Source organism: Lutimaribacter pacificus (assembly GCF_900142185.1).
Classification (GTDB): Bacteria; Pseudomonadota; Alphaproteobacteria; order Rhodobacterales; family Rhodobacteraceae; genus Lutimaribacter; species Lutimaribacter pacificus.
Genome location: NZ_FQZZ01000001.1, coordinates 946,126 through 964,139, shown reverse-complemented (window position 1 = coordinate 964,139; position 18,014 = coordinate 946,126). Strand labels below are relative to the sequence as shown.

At 67.4% G+C, this 18,014-nt stretch carries 19 protein-coding genes; 8 read left to right on the top strand and 11 right to left on the bottom strand.

The features are described 5' to 3' along the window. Positions 1 to 339: 339 nt before the first annotated feature. The 4 genes from F3H87_RS04765 to F3H87_RS04750 all read left to right on the top strand — a co-directional run bounded on the left by F3H87_RS04765 (position 340) and on the right by F3H87_RS04750 (position 3,486). Positions 340 to 498 carry a carbohydrate-binding module family 14 protein gene (locus F3H87_RS04765; RefSeq protein ID WP_149786191.1) on the top strand — a complete coding sequence of 53 codons (159 nt, stop codon included), beginning with the start codon at positions 340 to 342 and terminating at the stop codon, positions 496 to 498. Between the two features lie 69 nt (positions 499 to 567). Beyond that, a complete protein-coding gene (locus F3H87_RS04760) occupies positions 568 to 1,638 on the top strand; it encodes a flagellar motor switch protein FliG (protein ID WP_149786192.1) in 1,071 nt (356 codons plus the stop codon). A gap of 76 nt (positions 1,639 to 1,714) precedes the next feature. Then, positions 1,715 to 2,590 carry a DMT family transporter gene (locus F3H87_RS04755; protein WP_223227959.1) on the top strand — a complete coding sequence of 292 codons (876 nt, stop codon included), beginning with the start codon at positions 1,715 to 1,717 and terminating at the stop codon, positions 2,588 to 2,590. Beyond that, positions 2,587 to 3,486 (top strand): lysophospholipid acyltransferase family protein, encoded by a 900-nt coding sequence (locus F3H87_RS04750; RefSeq protein WP_149786193.1) that lies wholly within the window; start codon positions 2,587 to 2,589, stop codon positions 3,484 to 3,486. The genes F3H87_RS04755 and F3H87_RS04750 overlap by 4 nt, the downstream gene beginning before the upstream one ends. A gap of 12 nt (positions 3,487 to 3,498) precedes the next feature. Here the strand turns inward: F3H87_RS04750 and F3H87_RS04745 are convergent, their stop codons facing one another. Further along, complete coding sequence (locus F3H87_RS04745; protein ID WP_149786194.1) at positions 3,499 to 4,200, bottom strand: DUF1223 domain-containing protein; 702 nt, start codon at positions 4,198 to 4,200, stop codon at positions 3,499 to 3,501. Between the two features lie 207 nt (positions 4,201 to 4,407). Between F3H87_RS04745 and acnA the strand changes: the two genes are divergently transcribed. Then, on the top strand, positions 4,408 to 7,182 hold the full coding sequence (gene acnA, locus F3H87_RS04740) for an aconitate hydratase AcnA (protein ID WP_149786195.1): 2,775 nt from the start codon (positions 4,408 to 4,410) through the stop codon (positions 7,180 to 7,182). Between the two features lie 296 nt (positions 7,183 to 7,478). Here the strand turns inward: acnA and F3H87_RS04735 are convergent, their stop codons facing one another. The 8 genes from F3H87_RS04735 to F3H87_RS04700 form a co-directional block, all read right to left on the bottom strand. Then, positions 7,479 to 8,018, bottom strand: a complete 540-nt coding sequence (locus F3H87_RS04735; RefSeq protein ID WP_149786196.1) for a DsbE family thiol:disulfide interchange protein — start codon at positions 8,016 to 8,018, stop codon at positions 7,479 to 7,481. After that, positions 8,011 to 8,169, bottom strand: coding sequence for a heme exporter protein CcmD (gene ccmD / locus F3H87_RS04730; RefSeq protein ID WP_188129121.1), 159 nt, complete (start codon positions 8,167 to 8,169; stop codon positions 8,011 to 8,013). The genes F3H87_RS04735 and ccmD overlap by 8 nt, the downstream gene beginning before the upstream one ends. Then, a complete protein-coding gene (locus F3H87_RS04725) occupies positions 8,166 to 8,900 on the bottom strand; it encodes a heme ABC transporter permease (RefSeq protein ID WP_149786197.1) in 735 nt (244 codons plus the stop codon). Before F3H87_RS04725 ends, ccmD begins: the two co-directional genes overlap by 4 nt. 44 nt (positions 8,901 to 8,944) lie before the next feature. Then, on the bottom strand, positions 8,945 to 9,601 hold the full coding sequence (gene ccmB / locus F3H87_RS04720) for a heme exporter protein CcmB (RefSeq protein ID WP_149786198.1): 657 nt from the start codon (positions 9,599 to 9,601) through the stop codon (positions 8,945 to 8,947). Beyond that, on the bottom strand, positions 9,598 to 10,215 hold the full coding sequence (gene ccmA / locus F3H87_RS04715; RefSeq protein ID WP_149786199.1) for a heme ABC exporter ATP-binding protein CcmA: 618 nt from the start codon (positions 10,213 to 10,215) through the stop codon (positions 9,598 to 9,600). The genes ccmB and ccmA overlap by 4 nt, the downstream gene beginning before the upstream one ends. A 130-nt stretch (positions 10,216 to 10,345) precedes the next feature. After that, the gene (locus F3H87_RS04710; RefSeq protein WP_149786200.1) at positions 10,346 to 11,575 is read right to left on the bottom strand and encodes a sigma-54-dependent transcriptional regulator; all 1,230 of its coding nucleotides are present in this window, start codon (positions 11,573 to 11,575) and stop codon (positions 10,346 to 10,348) included. Further along, positions 11,572 to 13,293, bottom strand: coding sequence for a sensor histidine kinase (locus F3H87_RS04705; protein ID WP_149786201.1), 1,722 nt, complete (start codon positions 13,291 to 13,293; stop codon positions 11,572 to 11,574). The genes F3H87_RS04710 and F3H87_RS04705 overlap by 4 nt, the downstream gene beginning before the upstream one ends. 67 nt (positions 13,294 to 13,360) lie before the next feature. After that, positions 13,361 to 13,822 carry an Lrp/AsnC family transcriptional regulator gene (locus tag F3H87_RS04700; protein ID WP_149786202.1) on the bottom strand — a complete coding sequence of 154 codons (462 nt, stop codon included), beginning with the start codon at positions 13,820 to 13,822 and terminating at the stop codon, positions 13,361 to 13,363. A gap of 263 nt (positions 13,823 to 14,085) precedes the next feature. Between F3H87_RS04700 and F3H87_RS04695 the strand changes: the two genes are divergently transcribed. Beyond that, positions 14,086 to 14,913: a ferredoxin--NADP reductase gene (locus F3H87_RS04695; protein WP_149786203.1), complete on the top strand. Its 828-nt coding sequence runs from the start codon at positions 14,086 to 14,088 to the stop codon at positions 14,911 to 14,913. 73 nt (positions 14,914 to 14,986) lie between these two features. Here F3H87_RS04695 and F3H87_RS04690 read toward each other — a convergent pair whose 3' ends face one another. Beyond that, the gene (locus F3H87_RS04690) at positions 14,987 to 15,742 is read right to left on the bottom strand and encodes a hypothetical protein (protein ID WP_149786204.1); all 756 of its coding nucleotides are present in this window, start codon (positions 15,740 to 15,742) and stop codon (positions 14,987 to 14,989) included. 192 nt (positions 15,743 to 15,934) lie between these two features. Here F3H87_RS04690 and infC point away from each other — a divergent pair, with 192 nt between their 5' ends. Together infC and F3H87_RS04680 are read left to right on the top strand one after the other, a co-directional pair. Then, on the top strand, positions 15,935 to 16,489 hold the full coding sequence (gene infC / locus F3H87_RS04685; RefSeq protein ID WP_317511113.1) for a translation initiation factor IF-3: 555 nt from the start codon (positions 15,935 to 15,937) through the stop codon (positions 16,487 to 16,489). A gap of 66 nt (positions 16,490 to 16,555) precedes the next feature. Further along, complete coding sequence (locus F3H87_RS04680; RefSeq protein WP_149786206.1) at positions 16,556 to 17,149, top strand: SAM-dependent methyltransferase; 594 nt, start codon at positions 16,556 to 16,558, stop codon at positions 17,147 to 17,149. A gap of 69 nt (positions 17,150 to 17,218) precedes the next feature. On the opposite strand, the gene F3H87_RS04675 is transcribed toward F3H87_RS04680, so the two are convergent. Next, positions 17,219 to 18,007 carry an FAD binding domain-containing protein gene (locus F3H87_RS04675; RefSeq protein ID WP_149786207.1) on the bottom strand — a complete coding sequence of 263 codons (789 nt, stop codon included), beginning with the start codon at positions 18,005 to 18,007 and terminating at the stop codon, positions 17,219 to 17,221. Positions 18,008 to 18,014: the final 7 nt, after the last annotated feature.

Sequence of the window (18,014 nt, the reverse complement as noted above, 5' to 3'; positions counted from 1 at the left end):
GTACCCTGCCCGGAACAGCCGCGAAGCGGCCCGGGCATCGCACGGCCGCCCCCCGGCCGGGCGATTGGCTGCCGCCAATGCCACGATCTGAGGTAGGAAGTGGCTGCACCATAAAATGCCAGCCACAACCGTCAGGTCGCCCGACCGCGGCCGTGCGCTGCCCTCTGTCACCCTGCCCTCAAAAACGGCCCCGGTCAGGACATTGGTCGCAACTTCGACACATGCCGATTTACCGGGCATCCCCCACACCACCCGTGCCCGCCCGCCACTCGGCGTTTTGACCTTGGGTCAAGCCGTGCTACTCTCTTCCCCGTTGCAAATGCCAACAGGAGAGAACCGATGAAGATCAAGACCACACTTGCCGCGCTGGCCCTGATCACGGTGCCGGCACTGGCCTCGGCCACGTGCGCGGGCAAGACCCATCAGGCCATGTCCTGCGCCGAAGGCACCGTCTGGGATGCCGACAGCCAGGCCTGCGTCGCCCAGATCAACAGCTGATCCACGGCGCGAAAGGGTTTCTTTACGCCTGAGCGGTTAACTGGCCCCAGCAGCCAGTTAAGGACAGGCATGACCCAGCTGACGCCCATCGCACAGGCGGCGCGCGCCCCGGAACCGCAGGCGCCGCGCCTGACCCGCCGCCAGAAGGCGGCCATCGTGGTGCGTTTCCTTCTGAACGAAGGCGCACCGCTGTCCCTTTCCGACCTGCCCGAGGATCTGCAGGCCGCGCTGACCCAGCAGATCGGCCGGATGCGGCTGGTCGACCGCGCCACGCTGGCGCAGGTGATCGGCGAATTCGCGCAGGAGCTGGAACAGATCGGACTGAGCTTTCCGCGCGGCCTGACCGGCGCGCTGAGCGAGCTTGACGGCAGGATCAGCGCACGGACCGCCGCCCGCCTGCGGCGCGAGGCCGGGGTGCGCCAACTGGGCGATCCGTGGGACCGGCTGCGCGCGCTGGACCTGCCCGCCCTGCTGGACATCGTCGACCGCGAATCGACGGAAATCGCGGCGGTGGTGCTGTCCAAGCTCGACACGCCCCGCGCGGCGGACCTGCTGGGCGCCCTGCCCGGCGAACGTGCCCGGCACCTGACCTATGCGGTGTCGCAGACCGGCACGATCACGCCCGACGCGGTCTATCGCATCGGGTTGTCGCTGGCCACGCAGCTGGACGACGTGCCAGAACGGGCCTTTGCCGACGCGCCCGACCGGCGGGTGGGCGCGATCCTGAACCTGTCGCCCTCGGCCACGCGCGACGCGCTCCTGCAGGGGCTGGAGGAGGAGGACAGCGCCTTCGCCGACCGGGTGCGCAAGTCCATCTTCGTCTTCGCCGACATCCCCGCCCGCATCGCGCCGCCCGATATTCCCCGCATCCTGCGCGAGGTCGATCAGCCCACCATCGTCACCGCCCTGCGGTTTTCCGCCGATGCCGGCGCCGATGCGCGGGACGCGGCGGAATTCGTGCTGTCCAACATCTCGAAACGCATGGCCGAGGGGCTGCGCGAGGAGATGGCCGAACTCGGCCCGGTCAGGGAAAAACCCGGGGAAGAGGCGCAGAACGCGCTGATCGCGGCGATCCGCACGCTGGAAAGCGCGGGCGAGATCGCGCTGCAGACCCGCGAGGAGCCCGACGACGCGGGATGACCCGCCCCCGCTGGACAGCCCGCGCGGCGGCGCTTAAAGCATGGGCCATGACCGCGATAACCGAAACGGTGCCGCGATGATCCGCCTCGGCCAGACCGGGCAGGCCATCGCCCTGATGATCACCGCCATCTTCTTTTTCTCGGCAATGGACGCCACCGCCAAGGAACTGGCCCGCCACACCGGCCCGGTGCCGGCGATCTGGGCGCGCTATGCCGGGCAGGCCACGATGGTGCTGATCCTTGTCGCGCCGCGCCTGAACACCATCGCGCGCACGCAATACCCGTGGCTGCAACTGGCGCGCTCGATCTTCCTGATGTTCGGCACCACGTTCTTTTTCTTCGGCGTGGCCAATATCGGGCTGGCCGAGGCGACCGCGATCATGGATATCAACCCGGTCCTGATCACCCTGGGCGCGGCAATTTTCCTGAATGAAAAGATCGGGTTGCGGCGTGCCCTTGGCATCGCGGCCTCGCTGGTGGGGGCGCTGATCATCATCCGGCCCGGCAGCGCGGTGTTCTCGCCCTACGCGATCCTGCCGCTTGTCGCGGCACTCAGCTATTCGGCCTACAACATCGCCACGCGCTTTGTCGGCCGCAACGAGAACCCGTGGACATCGCTGCTTTATACCGCGCTGTTCGGGGCGGTGATCTTTACCGTCGCGGTGCCGTTCTACTGGCAGGACCCGGGGCCGGTCGGCTGGATGCTGATGGGCATGATCGCGGTGTTCGGCACGCTGTCGCAGCTGTGCCTGATCAAGGCGCTGGGGCTGGGCGAGGCCAGCATGCTGGCGCCCTTTGCCTATGCCGGGCTGATCTTCGCGACGATCTGGGGGATGCTGTTCTTCGACGAGTTCCCCGACCTCTGGACCATCCTCGGCGCGCTTGTGATCGTGGGGGCCGGGCTTTATGTCTGGCACCGCGAAACCTTCGGCAAGGCTGCCAGACAGAAATGAGTGCCCCCGACCTGCCCCTGCCCACACGGCTGCGATATTTTGCGACCAACCTCGCGGTGCGGAGCTTTTTCGGGCTGGCGCTCAGCCTGCCCTATCGCTGGCGGGTGCCGCTGATGGGCTGGCTGGCCTCGCGCGTGATCGCGCCGGTCGCGGGCTGGCGCGGGCGCGTGCGCCGCAACCTGGCCCACGTGATGCCCGACCTGACCCCGAACGAGGTCGAGCGGCTGGTCCGCGCGGTGCCCGACAATGCCGGACGCACCCTGATCGAGATTTATTCGGGCCCCGATTTCGTGAACCGGGTCAAGGATTGCCCGATCGAAGGCCCGGGCCTTGCCGCGCTGGAAGAGGCCCGCGCCCAGGGCCGCCCGGTGATCCTGGTGACCGCGCATTTCGGCAATTACGACACCGCGCGCGCGGCGCTGATCGCGCGCGGGCACAATATCGGCTCGCTCTATCGCCGGATGCGCAACCCGTATTTCAACGCCCATTACGTCCGCTCGATCAGCGCGATCGGCACGCCGATGTTCGAACAGGGTCGGCGCGGGATGATGCAGCTGGTCAAGCACCTGCGCGGCGGCGGCGTTCTGGGCGTGCTGACCGATCTCTATGTCGGGGGGGCGCCCGCCCTGCCGTTTTTCGGGCAGCCGGCGCGCACCTCGCTTGTCACGGCCGAGCTGGCGCTGAAATACGACGCGCTGCTGATTCCCACCTTTTCGATCCGGCAGGCGAACGGGCTGGATTTCGTGGTGCGGCTTGAGGCGCCGATCCCGCATACCGACCCCGAAACCATGACCCGCGCCGTCAATGACGAGCTGGAAAAGCTGGTGCGCGCCCATATGGGCCAGTGGTTCTGGATTCACCGCCGCTGGAAAAAGGCCGGCAGCGAGGACGTGTAGGGCGCGCGACGCCTAGCGCAGCAGCGCCGCCGCCTCGATCAGGCCCGGCCCCTTTCGCTGGACCAGCACCGCCGCGGGCTGCTTGCCCGGCGCCTCGGCCTCGATCCGCAGGGGGGCGCGGCCGTCCCATTCGGCCAGCACGGTCCATTCGCTCACGATATTGGCATAGCTCAGCCGCTTGCCGGCATTCTCGCCCTTCTTGATATCGACGGTTTCCTCGGGGCGGTAGCGCACGAGGTGAATCACCATCGGCGCACCGGTCCGGTCTTTGGGCGTAACCTCGATCCGCAGCCGGTCGGCATCCAGCCGGGTGACGTTCAGCGTCACCGCCCGCGCCCGCTCGGCATGGGCGCGCACCAGCTCGGCCACGTCCATCGGGTGATTGCCGACGACGTGGTCGCCGCCGTCGATGATCATCTGCGGGGTGTAGACGCTGCGCCGCCCCGCCGCCACGGCATAGGCCTTTTGCCGCGCGGTGTTGCGCGGGCTGGCGAACTTGTCCTTCCAGCCGATGTAATCCCAGTAATCCACGTGCAGCGCCAGCGCGATCACGTCGTCGCGCGCGGCCAGCTCGTGCAGGAACCTGTCGGCCGGCGGGCAGGACGAACACCCCTGCGAGGTGAAAAGCTCGACCACGACGGGCTGCGATTGCGCATGGGCCGCGGCCCCCCATGCCAGCATCGTGGCCATGATCCAGAGCTTCAGTTGTCGCATGTTCGATCCTTGTGTCTGCCTGTCGGTTCGGACATTAGGCAAGCGCGCCTGAAATAACCAATCAAGCCTTTGCGAGAGCGCGGTGACCGCGGCGCTGGAAAAATTGTGTGCAATGGTATACATTTTCCGCACACCCCCCTTGAACGGATGCGAGGGATGCGGCAGAAGCGTGCCAGCCAAGTAATCGCCGAAAGGACGGAGACACAGATGCCCATCACAGTCGGACAGGATACAGCCAAGACCCGCAAGACGCTGAGCGCGGGCGGCCAGAGCGTCGCCTATTACTCGATCCCCGCCGCCGAGGCCGCGGGCCTGGGCGATTTTTCCAAACTGCCCGCCGCGCTGAAGGTGGTGCTGGAAAACATGCTGCGGTTCGAGGACGGCAAGACCGTCACGACCGACGATATCAAGGCATTCGCCGAATGGGCCACGCAGGGCGGCAAGAACCCGCGCGAGATCGCCTATCGCCCGGCGCGTGTGCTGATGCAGGATTTCACCGGCGTTCCGGCAGTCGTCGACCTGGCCGCGATGCGTGACGGGATCAAGGCCCTTGGCGGCGACGCGCAGAAGATCAACCCGCTGAACCCGGTCGACCTGGTGATCGACCACTCGGTCATGATCGACGAGTTCGGCAATCCGCGCGCGTTCCAGATGAACGTGGACCGCGAATACGAACGCAACATGGAACGCTACCAGTTCCTGAAATGGGGCCAGGGCGCGTTCAACAATTTCCGCGTGGTGCCGCCGGGCACCGGCATCTGTCACCAGGTGAACCTGGAATACCTCGCGCAAACCGTCTGGACCGACGAGGACCAGAACGGCGAAACCGTGGCCTACCCGGACACGCTGGTGGGCACCGACAGCCACACCACCATGGTCAACGGCGCCGCCGTCCTTGGCTGGGGCGTGGGCGGGATCGAGGCCGAGGCCGCGATGCTGGGCCAGCCGATCTCGATGCTGATCCCCGAGGTCGTCGGCTTCAAGCTGACCGGCGCCATGGTCGAAGGCACCACCGGCACCGACCTCGTGCTCAAGGTCGTGGAAATGCTGCGCGCCAAGGGCGTCGTCGGCAAGTTCGTCGAATTCTACGGCCCCGGGCTGGATCACCTGCCGCTGGCCGACCGCGCGACCATCGCCAACATGGCCCCCGAATACGGCGCCACCTGCGGCTTTTTCCCCATCGACGCCGAAACCCTGCGCTACCTGCGCCAGACCGGGCGCGACGAGGCGCGCGTGCAGCTTGTCGAAGCGTATGCCAAGGAAAACGGTTTCTGGCGCAGCGCGGATTACGACCCGGTCTATACCGACACGCTGGAGCTGGACATGGGCACCATCGTGCCCGCGATCTCGGGGCCGAAACGCCCGCAGGATTACATCGCGCTCGACAAGGCGGCCCGCGCCTTCGGCGAGTATGTCAAGGGCATCCGTTCGGGCTCGGATGTCAGCCCGCAGGCCGAGAACCGCTGGGAAGGCGAAGGCGGCGCGCCGGAGCCGGTAGAGATCCCCGGCGACGAGGGCCACCATAAGCGCGGCTTCGTCACCACCGACGAGCATAAATACCAGATGCATGACGGCTCGATCGTGATCGCCTCGATCACCTCCTGCACCAACACGTCGAACCCCTATGTGATGATCGGCGCGGGCCTGGTGGCGCGCAAGGCCCGCGAAAAGGGGCTGACCCGCAAACCCTGGGTGAAAACCTCGCTGGCGCCGGGCTCGCAGGTGGTTTCGGCCTATCTCGAAGCGGCCGGGCTGCAGGACGATCTCGATGCGGTGGGCTTCAACCTGGTGGGTTACGGCTGCACCACCTGTATCGGCAACTCGGGCCCGCTGGCCGAGGAAATCTCGAAATGTATCAGCGAGAATGACCTGATCGCCACCTCGGTGCTGTCGGGCAACCGCAACTTCGAGGGCCGCATTTCCCCGGACGTGCGCGCCAACTACCTCGCCTCGCCGCCGCTGGTGGTGGCCTATGCGCTGGTCGGCGACATGAATGTCGATATCGCCACGCAGCCGCTGGGCACCGACCGGGACGGCAACCCCGTCTACCTCAAGGATATCTGGCCGACCCAGAAGGAAATCGCCGACCTGGTCGAAAAGACCGTCACGCGCGAGGCATTCCTTGAAAAATACGCCGATGTCTTCAAGGGCGACGAAAAGTGGCAGTCGGTCGAAACCTCGGATTCCGAGACCTATGACTGGCCCGCAAGCTCGACCTACGTGCAGAACCCGCCCTATTTCCAGGGCATGTCGAAAGAGGCCGGCACCATCTCGGATATCGAGGGCGCCAAGGTCCTGGCGGTCCTCGGCGACATGGTCACCACCGACCACATCTCGCCCGCGGGTTCGTTCAAGGACAGCACGCCCGCAGGCCGCTACCTGCTGGATCACCAGGTGCCGGTGCGCGAGTTCAACTCTTACGGGTCGCGTCGCGGCAACCACGAGGTGATGATGCGCGGCACCTTCGCCAATATCCGCATCCGCAACGAGATGCTGGACGATGTCGAGGGCGGCTATACGCTCGGGCCGGACGGCCAGCAGACCTCGATCTACGAGGCCGCCATGGCCTATCAGGATCAGGGCACCCCGCTGGTCATCTTCGCCGGTGAGCAATACGGCGCCGGTTCCAGCCGCGACTGGGCGGCCAAGGGCACCGCGCTGCTGGGCGTCAAGGCCGTGATCGCCGAAAATTTCGAGCGTATCCACCGCTCGAACCTGGTGGGCATGGGCGTCATCCCGTTCGAGTTCACCGGCGGCGACACCCGCAGGTCGCTGGGCCTGAAGGGTGACGAGACGGTTACCATCAAGGGGCTGGAAAGCGTGACCCCGCTGGCCGAACTGCCCTGCGAGATCACCTATGGCGACGGCACGGTCAAGACGATCACGCTGAAATGCCGGATCGATACGGCGGTGGAAAAGGAATACGTGGAAAACGGCGGCGTACTGCATTTCGTGCTGCGCAACCTGGCCAAATCGGCCTGATCCCGCGATCCGCAGACACCGGAAAGGGCGCCCCTCGGGGCGCCCTTTGCATTTTACGGTGCATGGCTTGGGCGGAACCGCGTGGCTTGAGAGGCCGGATATGCCGGATGCCGGTTTGGCGAGACTTTTCCGCGGCTTGACGGGATCGCAACAGAGGGCATCGCCCGGCCGGGGGGCGGCCGTGCGATGCCCGGGCCGCTGCGCGGCTGTTCCGGGCAGGCGCGTCGTTCAGATGTCATGGCAAGATTCGGAACAGGCCCCGCGCCCCGGACATGCAAACGGCCCGGCGCGCGACCTCAGTTCCCGCGCGCGCGTTCGATTGCGGGCATCAGCATCTCGTCGATCACCCGCTGCGTGACCGGGCCGGCATGGCGCGCGACGATCACGCCGTTGCCGTCGATCACATAGGTTTCCGGCACGCCGTAGACGCCCCAGTTCAGCGCCATCCGCCCCTCGGCATCGGCGCCGGTCGCGGCATAGGGATCGCCCAGCTCGGCCAGGAATTTCAGCGCGTTCTCCGGCTTGTCCTTGTAGTTCACGCCATAGATCGTCAGCCCCTGCGCGGCCAGCTTTTCAAGGTTCGGGTGCTCCACCCGGCAGGGCGCGCACCAGCTGGCCCAGTAGTTCACCAGCGTCACCTCGCCCGCGCGCAACTCGGCATCGGTAAAGGGGGTCTTGTCGCCAAGCGGCGTCACCGCCACGGCGGGCGCCTCTTTTCCCGCCAGCGCGGTGGGCAGCTGGTTGGGGTCTTCGCGGCTCATCCCGACGTAGAACATCACCGCCAGCGCGGCGAAGATAAGCGGCGGGGCCACCATCATCGGCCTGATCCTAGCCATTTCGGCGTATCCTCTTTTCCACCTCTTCCAGCTCGCGCCGCATCCGGCGCGCGCGGCGCACCGAAACGGCGACCAGCAGCAGCAGCAGCGCCAGCGAAATACCATAGGAGGACAGGACCGCCCCGGCGTATTTGCCAAGTTCGGGCATCATTGCAGCCTCTCCCGTGCCAGAAGGGCGCGCATCCGGCGCGCGCGGATTTCGGTTTGCGTGCGCAGGAACACCAGCGCGACGAACAGCAGGATGAACCCGGCAATCGACACCAGCAGCGGGTGATAGAACACGTCGGCCACGTTCTCTTCCTTGTCGAGGCTCAGCGACGCGCCCTGGTGCAGGCCCTGGTTCCAGAAATTCACGGCATACCGGCTGAGCAGCGCAAAGACCGAGCCGACAAGGCACAGCACGCTGGTCAGGTCGGCGGCGGTGTCGTCGTTTTCGATCGCGGCCCAGAGCGCCATGTAACCGAGGTAGAACAGGAACAGGATCAGGAACGAGGTCAGCCGCGGGTCCCAGGCCCACCATGTGCCCCACATCGGCTGGCCCCAGATCGCGCCGGTCACCAGCGCGATCACCGTCATCGTCGCCCCGATCGGCGCCGCGGCCCGCGCCGCCAGCGCGCTGACATGGTGCCGCCGCACGATCCACACCAGCGAGGCCACCAGCATCATCAGCCACGCATTGATCGCCATCAGCGCCGAGGGCACGTGCAGGTAGATGATCTTGACGGTCGAGCCCTGCCGGTAATCCTCGGGCGTGAAGAAAAAGCCCCAGACCAGCCCGACCACCAGGCTGACCAGCGCAAGCGCCGACAGCCACGGCAGGAACCTGTCCGTGGTATCAATGAACTTCCTGGGGTTCGCGTATTGCCAGATCGACGCCATCATCCCTCTCCTAAACCCGGGCGGTGCCCGCGCAAGTCACATCTGCGTCACCGCAGATTCACCCTCAGTACAGCAGCCGAGGCGAAAGGCAAAAGCGCGATGGTGCCGCAGGTGATCCCCGCCAGCATCAGCATCGGCGTGGTGTTGCCCATGCCCTCGGCCCCGCGCCGCGCCATCTCGGCGCCGAAAATCAGCGTGGGCACGTACAGCGGCAGCACCAGCAGGCTCAGCAGCAGCCCGCCGCGTTTCAGCCCCACGGTCAGCGCCGCGCCGAAGGTGCCGATCACGCTCAGCGCCGGGGTGCCCAGGGCCAGCGACAGGATCAGCGGCGCATAGCCCGCCGCCGGCAGGCTCAGCAGCACGCCCAGCACCGGCGCGGCCAGCACCAGCGGCAGCCCCGTGGTCAGCCAGTGCGCCAGCGCCTTGACGCTGACCGCCGCCTCCATCGGCAGCGGCGAAGTGGCCAGCAAATCGAGGCTGCCATCCTCCCAGTCCAGCGCGAAGATACGGTCCAGCGACAACAGGCAGGCCAGCAGCGCCCCGAGCCACAGGATGCCCGGCGCGATCAGCGCCAGCCGCCCGGTCTCGGGGCCGACGCCGAAGGGCACCAGCACCACGACGATCAGGAAGAACGCCAGCCCCAGGCCAAAGCCCCCGCCGGCGCGCGTGCCGAGCTTCATGTCGCGGATCAGAAGTGCAATCACAAAAACGCCCCGTCGAAATCGTCCGGTTCCGGCGCGCGCGCGCGGAACGGCGCCAGGTTCAGCACCCGCGCCTCTTCCAGCCCCAGCTCGATATGCGTGGCCAGCAGGGCCATGCCGCCCCCGGCCAGATGCGCGCGCACGGCGCCCGCGAACATCGCCACCGCGTCCACGTCCAGCGACACGGTGGGTTCGTCCAGCACCCAGACCGGCCGCCCCGTCACCACCATGCGCGCCAGCCCAAGCCGCCGCTTCTGCCCCGCCGACAGGTTGCCGGCATGGCGGTCGGCCAGCCCCTCCAGCTCGAACGCCGCCAGCGCGGCGGGCACCCGGTCGGTGGCGAACACGTCGGCCCAGAATGTCAGGTTCTCGCGCACGCTGAGCGTCGCCTTGATCCCGTCGGAATGCCCGGCATAGGCCATCGCCTCGCGGTCCAGCCCGACACGGCCCGCCAGCGGCGGCTGCAGGCCCGCAACCGTGCGCAGCAGCGTGGTCTTGCCGATGCCGTTCGGCCCGCGCAGCACCAGCGCCTCGCCGCCCGCGACGGTAAAGCTTACCCCTTCCAGCACGGGCACCCCGCCGCGCGCGACGGCCAGATCGGTCACAACCAGTTCCATGACGTCCGCTTACCCCATCCCCGCGATGGCGAAAAGAGACAAGGGCGCGCAGCCCCCCGTTTCATCGTTCCCGCAATACTCCGGGGAGTTTGAGGGGCAGAGCCCCTCATCCCGGCGGCTGTCGGGGGCGTCAGCGGAAATCCTCGGGCTTCAGCCCGTAGCGCGCCAACTTGTCGTAAAAGGTCTTGCGCGGCAGTTTCAGCCGCAGCGCCGCGGCCGAGGCGCGCCCGCCCTCGCGCCTGAGCGCCTCGATCAGCAGCGAGCGTTCCACCTGCGCCATCTGTTCGGCCAGCCCCAGCCCGGTATCGCGCGCCTCGTCCTCGCTGCCCAGCCCCAGCGCGAAGCGCATCGCCGTGCTCATCAGCGCGCGGGCGTTGCCCGGCCAGTCCTGCGCCATCAGCCCCGCGATCACCTCGGCGGTGATCTCGGGCGGGGTCAGGCCGGCCTGTTCGCTGGCCTGCGCGACATAATGGCGGAACAGCACCGGGATATCCTCGGGCCGCTCGGCCAGCGACGGTATGCGCACCCGCATCACGTCGAGGCGATAGAACAGGTCGGCCATGAACGCGCCCCGCGACGCGGCCGCCGCCAGGTCGGCGCTGGTTCCGGCGATCACGCAGGCGGGCAGCCCGGCCTCGATCCGGTCGAGGGCCAGGAACTGTGTCTCGGGGGGCAGGTTGCCCACCTCGTCCAGGAACAGCGACCCGCCCGCCGCCTCGGCGCAGGCCGCGTCGAACCCCGCCGGGTCGAGCGCCGCCGCCGCGCGTTTCACGAACGGCCCCTTGGCGCGGGACGAGCACAGGTGCACCACCTCGGCCACCTTGGAAATGCCCGATCCCGGCGGGCCGCTGACCAGCACCTCGGCGCCGGCCTGCGCCACGATTCGCACCCGGTCGCGCAGCGCGTGGGCCTGTGCGGAATTGCCGAAAAGCAGCCGCGCGGCGGCATCGCCCGCCTCGAGCTGCGCCTTGAGCCGGCGGTTTTCCAGCACCAGCGCGCGGGTGGTCAGCGCACGTTCGATCACCGACACCAGCTCGCCCGGCGGGCAGGGTTTTTCAAGGAAACCGAACGCCCCCTGCCCCATCGCCCGCACCGCCATCGGGATGTCGCCCTCGCCGGTCAGCAGGATCACCGGCAATTCGGCATCCACCGACCGGCTGTGATCGAGCAGGTGAAACCCGTCGCGCCCCGGCATGCGGATATCCGACAGGATCACCCCGTCGAAGCCCGCGCTGATATGGTCCTTGGCCTCGATGAACGACCCGGCGGTGATCGGCGACAGGTCGGCCAGTTCCAGCGTCTGTGCCAGTGCCGCGCGCACCGCGGCGTCGTCATCCACCACCAGGACCCGCCGGATCATGCCGCCTGCTCCCCGGCCCAGGGGTCAAGCTCGACGGTAAAGATCGCGCCCTCGGGCCCGTTCGCGCCGCGGATATTGCCGCCGAAGCTCTGCACCAGCCCGTAAGAGATCGACAGGCCCAGCCCCATGCCCTGCGCGCCGCCCACCGCCTTGGTGGTGTAGAACGGATCGAAGATCCGGTCGGGCGCCTCGATGCCGGGGCCGGTGTCGGCGACGCGCACGCGCACCGGGTTGCCGGGGTCGAGCGATATGCCCAGCCGCCTGTCGGCGCTTCCGGCCATCGCGTCGGCGGCGTTGCCTATCAGGTTCACGATCACCTGCCCCAACCGCACCTCGCCGCCGCGCACCAGCACCGGCGCGGGCGGCCGCGTCCAGTCGACGACAATGCCGTCCTGACGCAGCCGGGCGGCGCTGAGGTCGAGCGCGCTGTCGATCACCGCCACGATATCGACGCACCCCATCGGTTCGCTTTCGTTGCGGGCAAAGGCGCGCAGGTTGCGGATGATCCGCGCCATCCGCGCCGCAAGGTCGCTGATCCGGCCCAGGTTTTCGCCCGCGACCTGCGGTTTGCCGCGTTGCAGGAACAGCGCGCCGTTCTCGGCGAATTGCTGGATCGCCATCAGCGGCTGGTTCAGCTCGTGGCTGATGCCCGCGCTCATCTGTCCCAGCGCCGACAGCTTGCCGGCCTGCACCAGGTCGTCCTGCGCCTTTTTCAGCGCGGCCTCGGCGGCGACGCGCTCGGCCACCTCGCGGCGCAGGCGTTCGTTGGCGGTGCTCAGCGCGACGGTGCGTTCCGCGACGCGGCTTTCCAGCCGCTGGTTGGCCAGCGCCAGCACCCGCCGCCGCCCGACCAGCCAGAACAGGATCGCGCCGAAGGCCAGCAGGATCGCGGCCAGCGAGGCCGCCTGCAACCCGGCCAGCCGCCGCGCCGGGCCCACGTCGATCAGCGCCTGCGCGGTCATGCCGATCACCGGCAGGTCGCGCGACAGGTGCAGCGCGCGGGCGGGCACGTAGGGCGACCAGTTTTCAAGCCAGATGTCATGCGGCCCGATGGTTCGGCTGGCGAACTCGGTCGCCGCGCCGCCGGGCGGGCGCAGCTCCGCCGCCCCCTGCCGCCAGAACAGCAGCTCGGAGCGGTTGGTGATGAACACCTGCCCCGCGCGATCGGTGAAGAACACCGCCGGGCGCGCGCCGCGCCATTCCGCCTCGACCCGGTCGATATTGGCCACCACGACCAGCGCCCCCACGACCCGCCCCCGTGCGCCGAAACGCGGCGCGGCAAAGTAATAGGCCCGCCGCCCCGTCCGTGCATCCAGGCCATGCTCCTCGCCCAGGGCGCCCTGCATGGCGCGGCGAAAGAACGGGCGCGAGGACAGGTCCGCCGCCGTGGCGCCGCTGGCCGCGCTGAGCACCCGGCCGGACGCATCCACCAGCAGCACATCCAGCGCGGCGGTCTTGTCCGCGGCCCCCAGCAGCAGCGCGCGCGGGTCGGGCGTGTCGAGCCCGGGGTGATCGGCCATCAGCACCGCCATCTGCTGATAAAGCTGCAACTGCCCGGTCAGCCGGTCAGCGGCCAGCGTCAGGTCGGCCCGGCCGCGCCGCGCCAGCGGGTCCAGCGCCTGGCGATAGCCATAGGACCACACCGCCCCGGTCAGCGCGGCGACCGCGGCCAGGAACAGCGCAAGTGCTGCGATCACGGGCAGGTAACGGCGTGTCATGGCCCATATCTATCCCCGCGCGGCTTGCCTTGGCCAGAGCGGATGGCCCCCGCCACGGTCCCGGCGCTCAGATCGGCAACGCGGTGGTGGATTTGATTTCCTCCATCGACAAAAGCGCCGTGACGTTATGCACCTTCACCTCGGAAATCAGCGCCTGGTAAAACGCGTCATAGGCCCGCGCATTGGCCACCCGCACCTTGAGGATATAGTCGATATCCCCGGCCAGGCGGTGCGCCTCCATCACCTCGGGGCGGCTTTGCAGCGCGCGCAGGAATTCGGCCTGCCATTGCGCATCGTGTTCCGAGGTGCGGATCAGCACGAAGAAACAGGCGTCGAATCCCAGCTTCTCGGGGTCGAGGATCACCGTCTGCGGCCCCATCACCCCGGCCTCGCGCATCTTGCGAATCCGGTTCCAGACCGGGGTTTTCGACGATCCCACCTGTTTTGCGATCTCGTCGAGCGATTGCCCGGCATCGTCCTGCAGCGCCCGGAGGATGCGTTTGTCCAGGGCGTCGATCTTCAAGGCCATCTCAGCCCTCCACACGAAAAAATGTTCCGCGAATTGCGCACTGAACAGCGAATATTCCATTTTTCGCTGGACGTCACTCCAAAAGTGAAAAATATTCCCGCCCGAAAGCAGACTCAGGGATCCTGCGGGCCGGCCGGCATTTTTGTTTGTGCGCAAACATTTTTCGGGTTGCGGTGCCGCGGGGTCCGGGGGTTTAATCTGACATGAATCAAAGCTATGTCCGGGATGCCGGTTTAGCACCGCCTGAAATGCCACCAAACGGGATGATACACGTGACCGAAGCCGCCGCACCCGCCGCCAAGACGCCCACCCTGCCCGACGCCCAGACCGTGACCGAGGTCCGGCACTGGACCGACCGGCTGTTTTCCTTCCGCTGCACGCGGCCGGCCTCGCTGAGGTTCCGGTCGGGCGAGTTCGTGATGATCGGGCTGATGGGCGACAACGGCAAGCCGCTGCTGCGGGCCTATTCCATCGCCTCGCCCTCGTGGGACGAGGAGCTGGAGTTCTACTCGATCAAGGTGCAGGACGGGCCGCTGACCTCGAAGCTGCAGCATATCAAGCCGGGCGACCAGATCATCCTGCGCCCGAAACCCGTGGGCACGCTGGTGCATGACGCCCTGCTGCCGGGCAGGCGCATCTGGTTCTTCGCCACCGGCACCGGCATCGCGCCCTTCGCCTCGCTTCTGCGCGATCCGCAGACCTACAGCGATTACGAAGAGGTGATCATCACCCATACCTGCCGCGAGGTGGGCGAGCTGCAATACGGCAAGGAGCTGATCGAGTCGATCCGCCAGGACGAGCTGCTGGCGGAACTGATCGGCGAGGGCTTTGCCGACAAGCTGCGCTATTATCCCACCACCACCCGCGAAGAGAGCGCCAAGATGGGCCGCATCACCGACCTGATGCGCAAGGGCGAGGTGTTCGAGGATCTGGGCGTCGCGCCGCTCAGCCCCGAAACCGACCGGGCGATGGTCTGCGGCAACCTGGCCTTCAACCTTGAAATCAAGGACATGCTGGAAGAATACGGGCTCGAGGAAGGCGCCAATTCCAAGCCCGCGCATTACGTCGTGGAAAAGGCGTTCCTGGACTGATCCACACACATCCCGCGAAAAAGGGCCGCCCGGAAACCCCGGACGGCCCTTTTTTCATCGGTCGTTCCGTGGCTCAGAGGCCAAGCGCCGAGCGCACCTGCTCCAGCACCGTCCGCAGCGCGTCGGGGTTTTCCTGCGCGGTCCGCAGGCCGGTTTTCAGCAGGCCCTTCTGCGCCTCGCTGATCGAGGAATTGTCGATCATCTCGGCCACCCGCTCCATGTCGAACCCGTCGACCGTCAGCAGCTCTTCGGCCTCGTCGGCGGGCATGTCGGTGGCGGTTTCGGCCTCGGCCCCGGTCTGGGCGGCACTGTCGCCGGCCTGCTCCATGCTGTCGGTGGCGCCTTCCACCGCGTCGCCCGTCGCTTCGGCCGCATCGCCCGCGGCCTCGGCGCCCGTTTCGGCCGCGCCGGTGGCGGTGTCCACCGTGGCCCCGGCAGTATCCTCGGCCGCCTGCGCGACGTCATCGGCGACGCTTTGTGCAGTGTCGGCAACGTCGCCCGCGGTGTCCGAGGCGGCATCGGCCGCATCGCCCGCGGTCTCGGCCGCGCTGTCCGCTGCCGTTTCGGCCGCACCGGTGGCGGTGTCCATGGCCTCCTGCGCGGCCTCGCCGGTGCTTTCCACCGCGTCGCCCACCGCATCGGCGGCCTGCCCGGCGGCGTCCTGCGTGGCCTCCACCGCATCGCTTGCCGCATCGCCCGTGGCCTCGGCGGCCTCCGATGCGGTTTCCCGCGCGGCATCGACCGCCTCTTCAACGGTCTGGCCGGTGTAGAGGAAATAGCCTGCCACCGCGACGATGACGATCAACACGATCCAGATCACGTTCTTCATATCCGTTCTCCCAATTAACCGGGGCGGTCCCTCGCCCCGCTCGTTACACGGGTGACAGATGTCGGCAGCAACCGAAAGCTGCAAGGGGGAAACGCGGGGAATTCGGCTCATATCGGCCGATTGCCGCTTGCAGTAAGCCACGGCCACAGCTACCTTGCGGCTTCGAAAAATGCCTGATGAACAACCGAAAGGATCGTCACCATAGCCCGCAGACCCCATAACGCGCCGCCCACCCGCGACACCGGTCCCCGCGTCAACGACCGGATCCGGGCCCCCGAAATCCGCCTGATCGGCGCGGACGGCGAAAATGTCGGCGTTGTCAGCCCCGCACGAGCGATGGAAATGGCCGAAGAGGCCGGGCTCGACCTGGTCGAAATCTCGCCCAACGCCACCCCGCCCGTTTGCAAGATCATGGATTACGGCAAGTTCAAGTACGAACAGCAAAAGCGGGAATCCGAGGCGCGCAAGAAACAGAAGGTCATCGAGGTGAAGGAGGTGAAGTTCCGCCCCAACACCGACACCCATGACTATGACGTCAAGATGCGCAACGTGGTGAAGTTCCTTGAAAACGGCGACAAGGTGAAGGTCACGCTGCGATTCCGCGGCCGCGAGATGGCGCACCAGAACCTGGGCCGCGAATTGCTGGAGCGCGTGGCCGAGGACGTCAAGGAAATCGGCAAGGTCGAGAACATGCCGAAAATGGAAGGCCGCCAGATGATCATGATGATCGGCCCGGTCACCAAGTAACCCCTTGCTGGCCCGGTAACCGCCCCGCCCCCTCCGGCGGGGCGTTTTCGTTTGAAAGGCAACGCCATGTGGGAAGACAGGTTCAACACCCCCGACTACGTGTTCGGCACCGAACCCGCGCAGTTCCTGCGCGACCACCGGGCATGGCTGGAGCCGGGCAAGACCGCCCTTTCGGTCGCCGATGGCGAGGGGCGCAATTCCGTCTTCATGGCGCAATGCGGGATGGCGGTGACGGCGCTGGAATACGCGCCCTCGGCCATCGCCAAGGCCCGCAGGCTGGCCGAGGCGCGCGGCGTGACGGTGGAGTTCCGGCAGGCGGATGTGCTGGCCCATGACTGGCCGGAGACCTACGACCTTGTCGCGGGCATCTTCATCCAGTTCGTCGGCCCCGACGACCGCCGCCGCCTGTTCGACGGCATGAAACGCAGCGTCAGGCCCGGCGGGCTGATCATGCTGCACGGCTATACGCCGAAACAGCTCGACTATGGCACCGGCGGGCCGCCCTTCGCGGAAAACATGTATACCGACGCGATCCTGCGCGGGCTTTTCCCCGGCTGGGAGGTGCTGGAGCTGCGCGCCTACGACCGCGAGGTGCAGGAGGGGCGCGGCCATTCCGGCATGTCGGCGCTGCTGGATTTCATCGCCCGCAAACCGGCCTGACAGGCGGGTTCGCGGAACGAAAAAGGCCCCGGCACACCGGCCGGGGCCTTTTCCCTTGCCCGGGACGGCTCAGCCGGCGGCGGCGACCGCGCGCTTTGCCATCACAGCCACCAGATGCGCACGATACGCGCCCGAGCCGTGCAGGTCGGAAATCATGCCATCTGCCGGCACGCTCAGCCCGTCCAGCGCGGCGGGAGAGAAATCCGACGACAGCGCCGCCTCGGCCTCGGACCAGCGGAACACACCCTCTTCCGATGCGCCGGTCACGGCCACGCGGACACCGTCGGCGTATTTCGCCACGAACACCCCCACCAGCGCGAAACGCGAGGCCGGCTGCTCGAACTTCATATAGGAGGCCTTTTCCGGCACGGGAAACCGCACCCCGGTGACGATCTCGCCCTCGTCCAGCGCGGTGGTGAACATGCCCTGGAAATAATCGTCGGCCACGATCTCGCGCCGGTCGGTCACGATGGTCGCCCCCGATCCCAGCGCCGCCGCCGGGTAGCACGCCGCCGGGTCGTTATTGGCCAGGCTGCCGCCGATGGTGCCACGGTTGCGCACCGCCGGGTCGCCGATATGCGCCGCCAGTTCCGCCAGCGCGGGATAATCCCCCGCAACTCCGTCCGCGACCGCCGCATGGGGCGTCGCCCCGCCGATGACGATCTCGCCACCGGCCTTGCTGATGCCCTGCATCTCGGCGATGCCGGTCAGGCTGACCAGTTTCGACGGCATCGCCAGCCGCTGTTTCAGCGTCGGGATCAGGGTCTGCCCCCCGCCCAGCGCCTGTGCGTCCTCGTCCTTCAGCGCCGCCACCGCATCGGCAATGCTGCCGGGTTTCTCGAAATCGAATGCGTACATTCCTGTC

What these genes read in the sequence shown, in the direction of transcription:
- F3H87_RS04765 (WP_149786191.1), top strand. Translation starts at nt 340, where the DNA reads ATGAAGATCAAGACCACACTTGCCGCGCTGGCCCTGATCACGGTGCCG.
- F3H87_RS04760 (WP_149786192.1), top strand. Translation starts at nt 568, where the DNA reads ATGACCCAGCTGACGCCCATCGCACAGGCGGCGCGCGCCCCGGAACCG.
- F3H87_RS04755 (WP_223227959.1), top strand. Translation starts at nt 1,715, where the DNA reads ATGATCCGCCTCGGCCAGACCGGGCAGGCCATCGCCCTGATGATCACC.
- F3H87_RS04750 (WP_149786193.1), top strand. Translation starts at nt 2,587, where the DNA reads ATGAGTGCCCCCGACCTGCCCCTGCCCACACGGCTGCGATATTTTGCG.
- F3H87_RS04745 (WP_149786194.1), bottom strand. Translation starts at nt 4,200, where the DNA reads ATGCGACAACTGAAGCTCTGGATCATGGCCACGATGCTGGCATGGGGG.
- acnA (WP_149786195.1), top strand. Translation starts at nt 4,408, where the DNA reads ATGCCCATCACAGTCGGACAGGATACAGCCAAGACCCGCAAGACGCTG.
- F3H87_RS04735 (WP_149786196.1), bottom strand. Translation starts at nt 8,018, where the DNA reads ATGGCTAGGATCAGGCCGATGATGGTGGCCCCGCCGCTTATCTTCGCC.
- ccmD (WP_188129121.1), bottom strand. Translation starts at nt 8,169, where the DNA reads ATGATGCCCGAACTTGGCAAATACGCCGGGGCGGTCCTGTCCTCCTAT.
- F3H87_RS04725 (WP_149786197.1), bottom strand. Translation starts at nt 8,900, where the DNA reads ATGATGGCGTCGATCTGGCAATACGCGAACCCCAGGAAGTTCATTGAT.
- ccmA (WP_149786199.1), bottom strand. Translation starts at nt 10,215, where the DNA reads ATGGAACTGGTTGTGACCGATCTGGCCGTCGCGCGCGGCGGGGTGCCC.
- F3H87_RS04710 (WP_149786200.1), bottom strand. Translation starts at nt 11,575, where the DNA reads ATGATCCGGCGGGTCCTGGTGGTGGATGACGACGCCGCGGTGCGCGCG.
- F3H87_RS04705 (WP_149786201.1), bottom strand. Translation starts at nt 13,293, where the DNA reads ATGACACGCCGTTACCTGCCCGTGATCGCAGCACTTGCGCTGTTCCTG.
- F3H87_RS04700 (WP_149786202.1), bottom strand. Translation starts at nt 13,822, where the DNA reads ATGGCCTTGAAGATCGACGCCCTGGACAAACGCATCCTCCGGGCGCTG.
- F3H87_RS04695 (WP_149786203.1), top strand. Translation starts at nt 14,086, where the DNA reads ATGATACACGTGACCGAAGCCGCCGCACCCGCCGCCAAGACGCCCACC.
- F3H87_RS04690 (WP_149786204.1), bottom strand. Translation starts at nt 15,742, where the DNA reads ATGAAGAACGTGATCTGGATCGTGTTGATCGTCATCGTCGCGGTGGCA.
- F3H87_RS04680 (WP_149786206.1), top strand. Translation starts at nt 16,556, where the DNA reads ATGTGGGAAGACAGGTTCAACACCCCCGACTACGTGTTCGGCACCGAA.
- F3H87_RS04675 (WP_149786207.1), bottom strand. Translation starts at nt 18,007, where the DNA reads ATGTACGCATTCGATTTCGAGAAACCCGGCAGCATTGCCGATGCGGTG.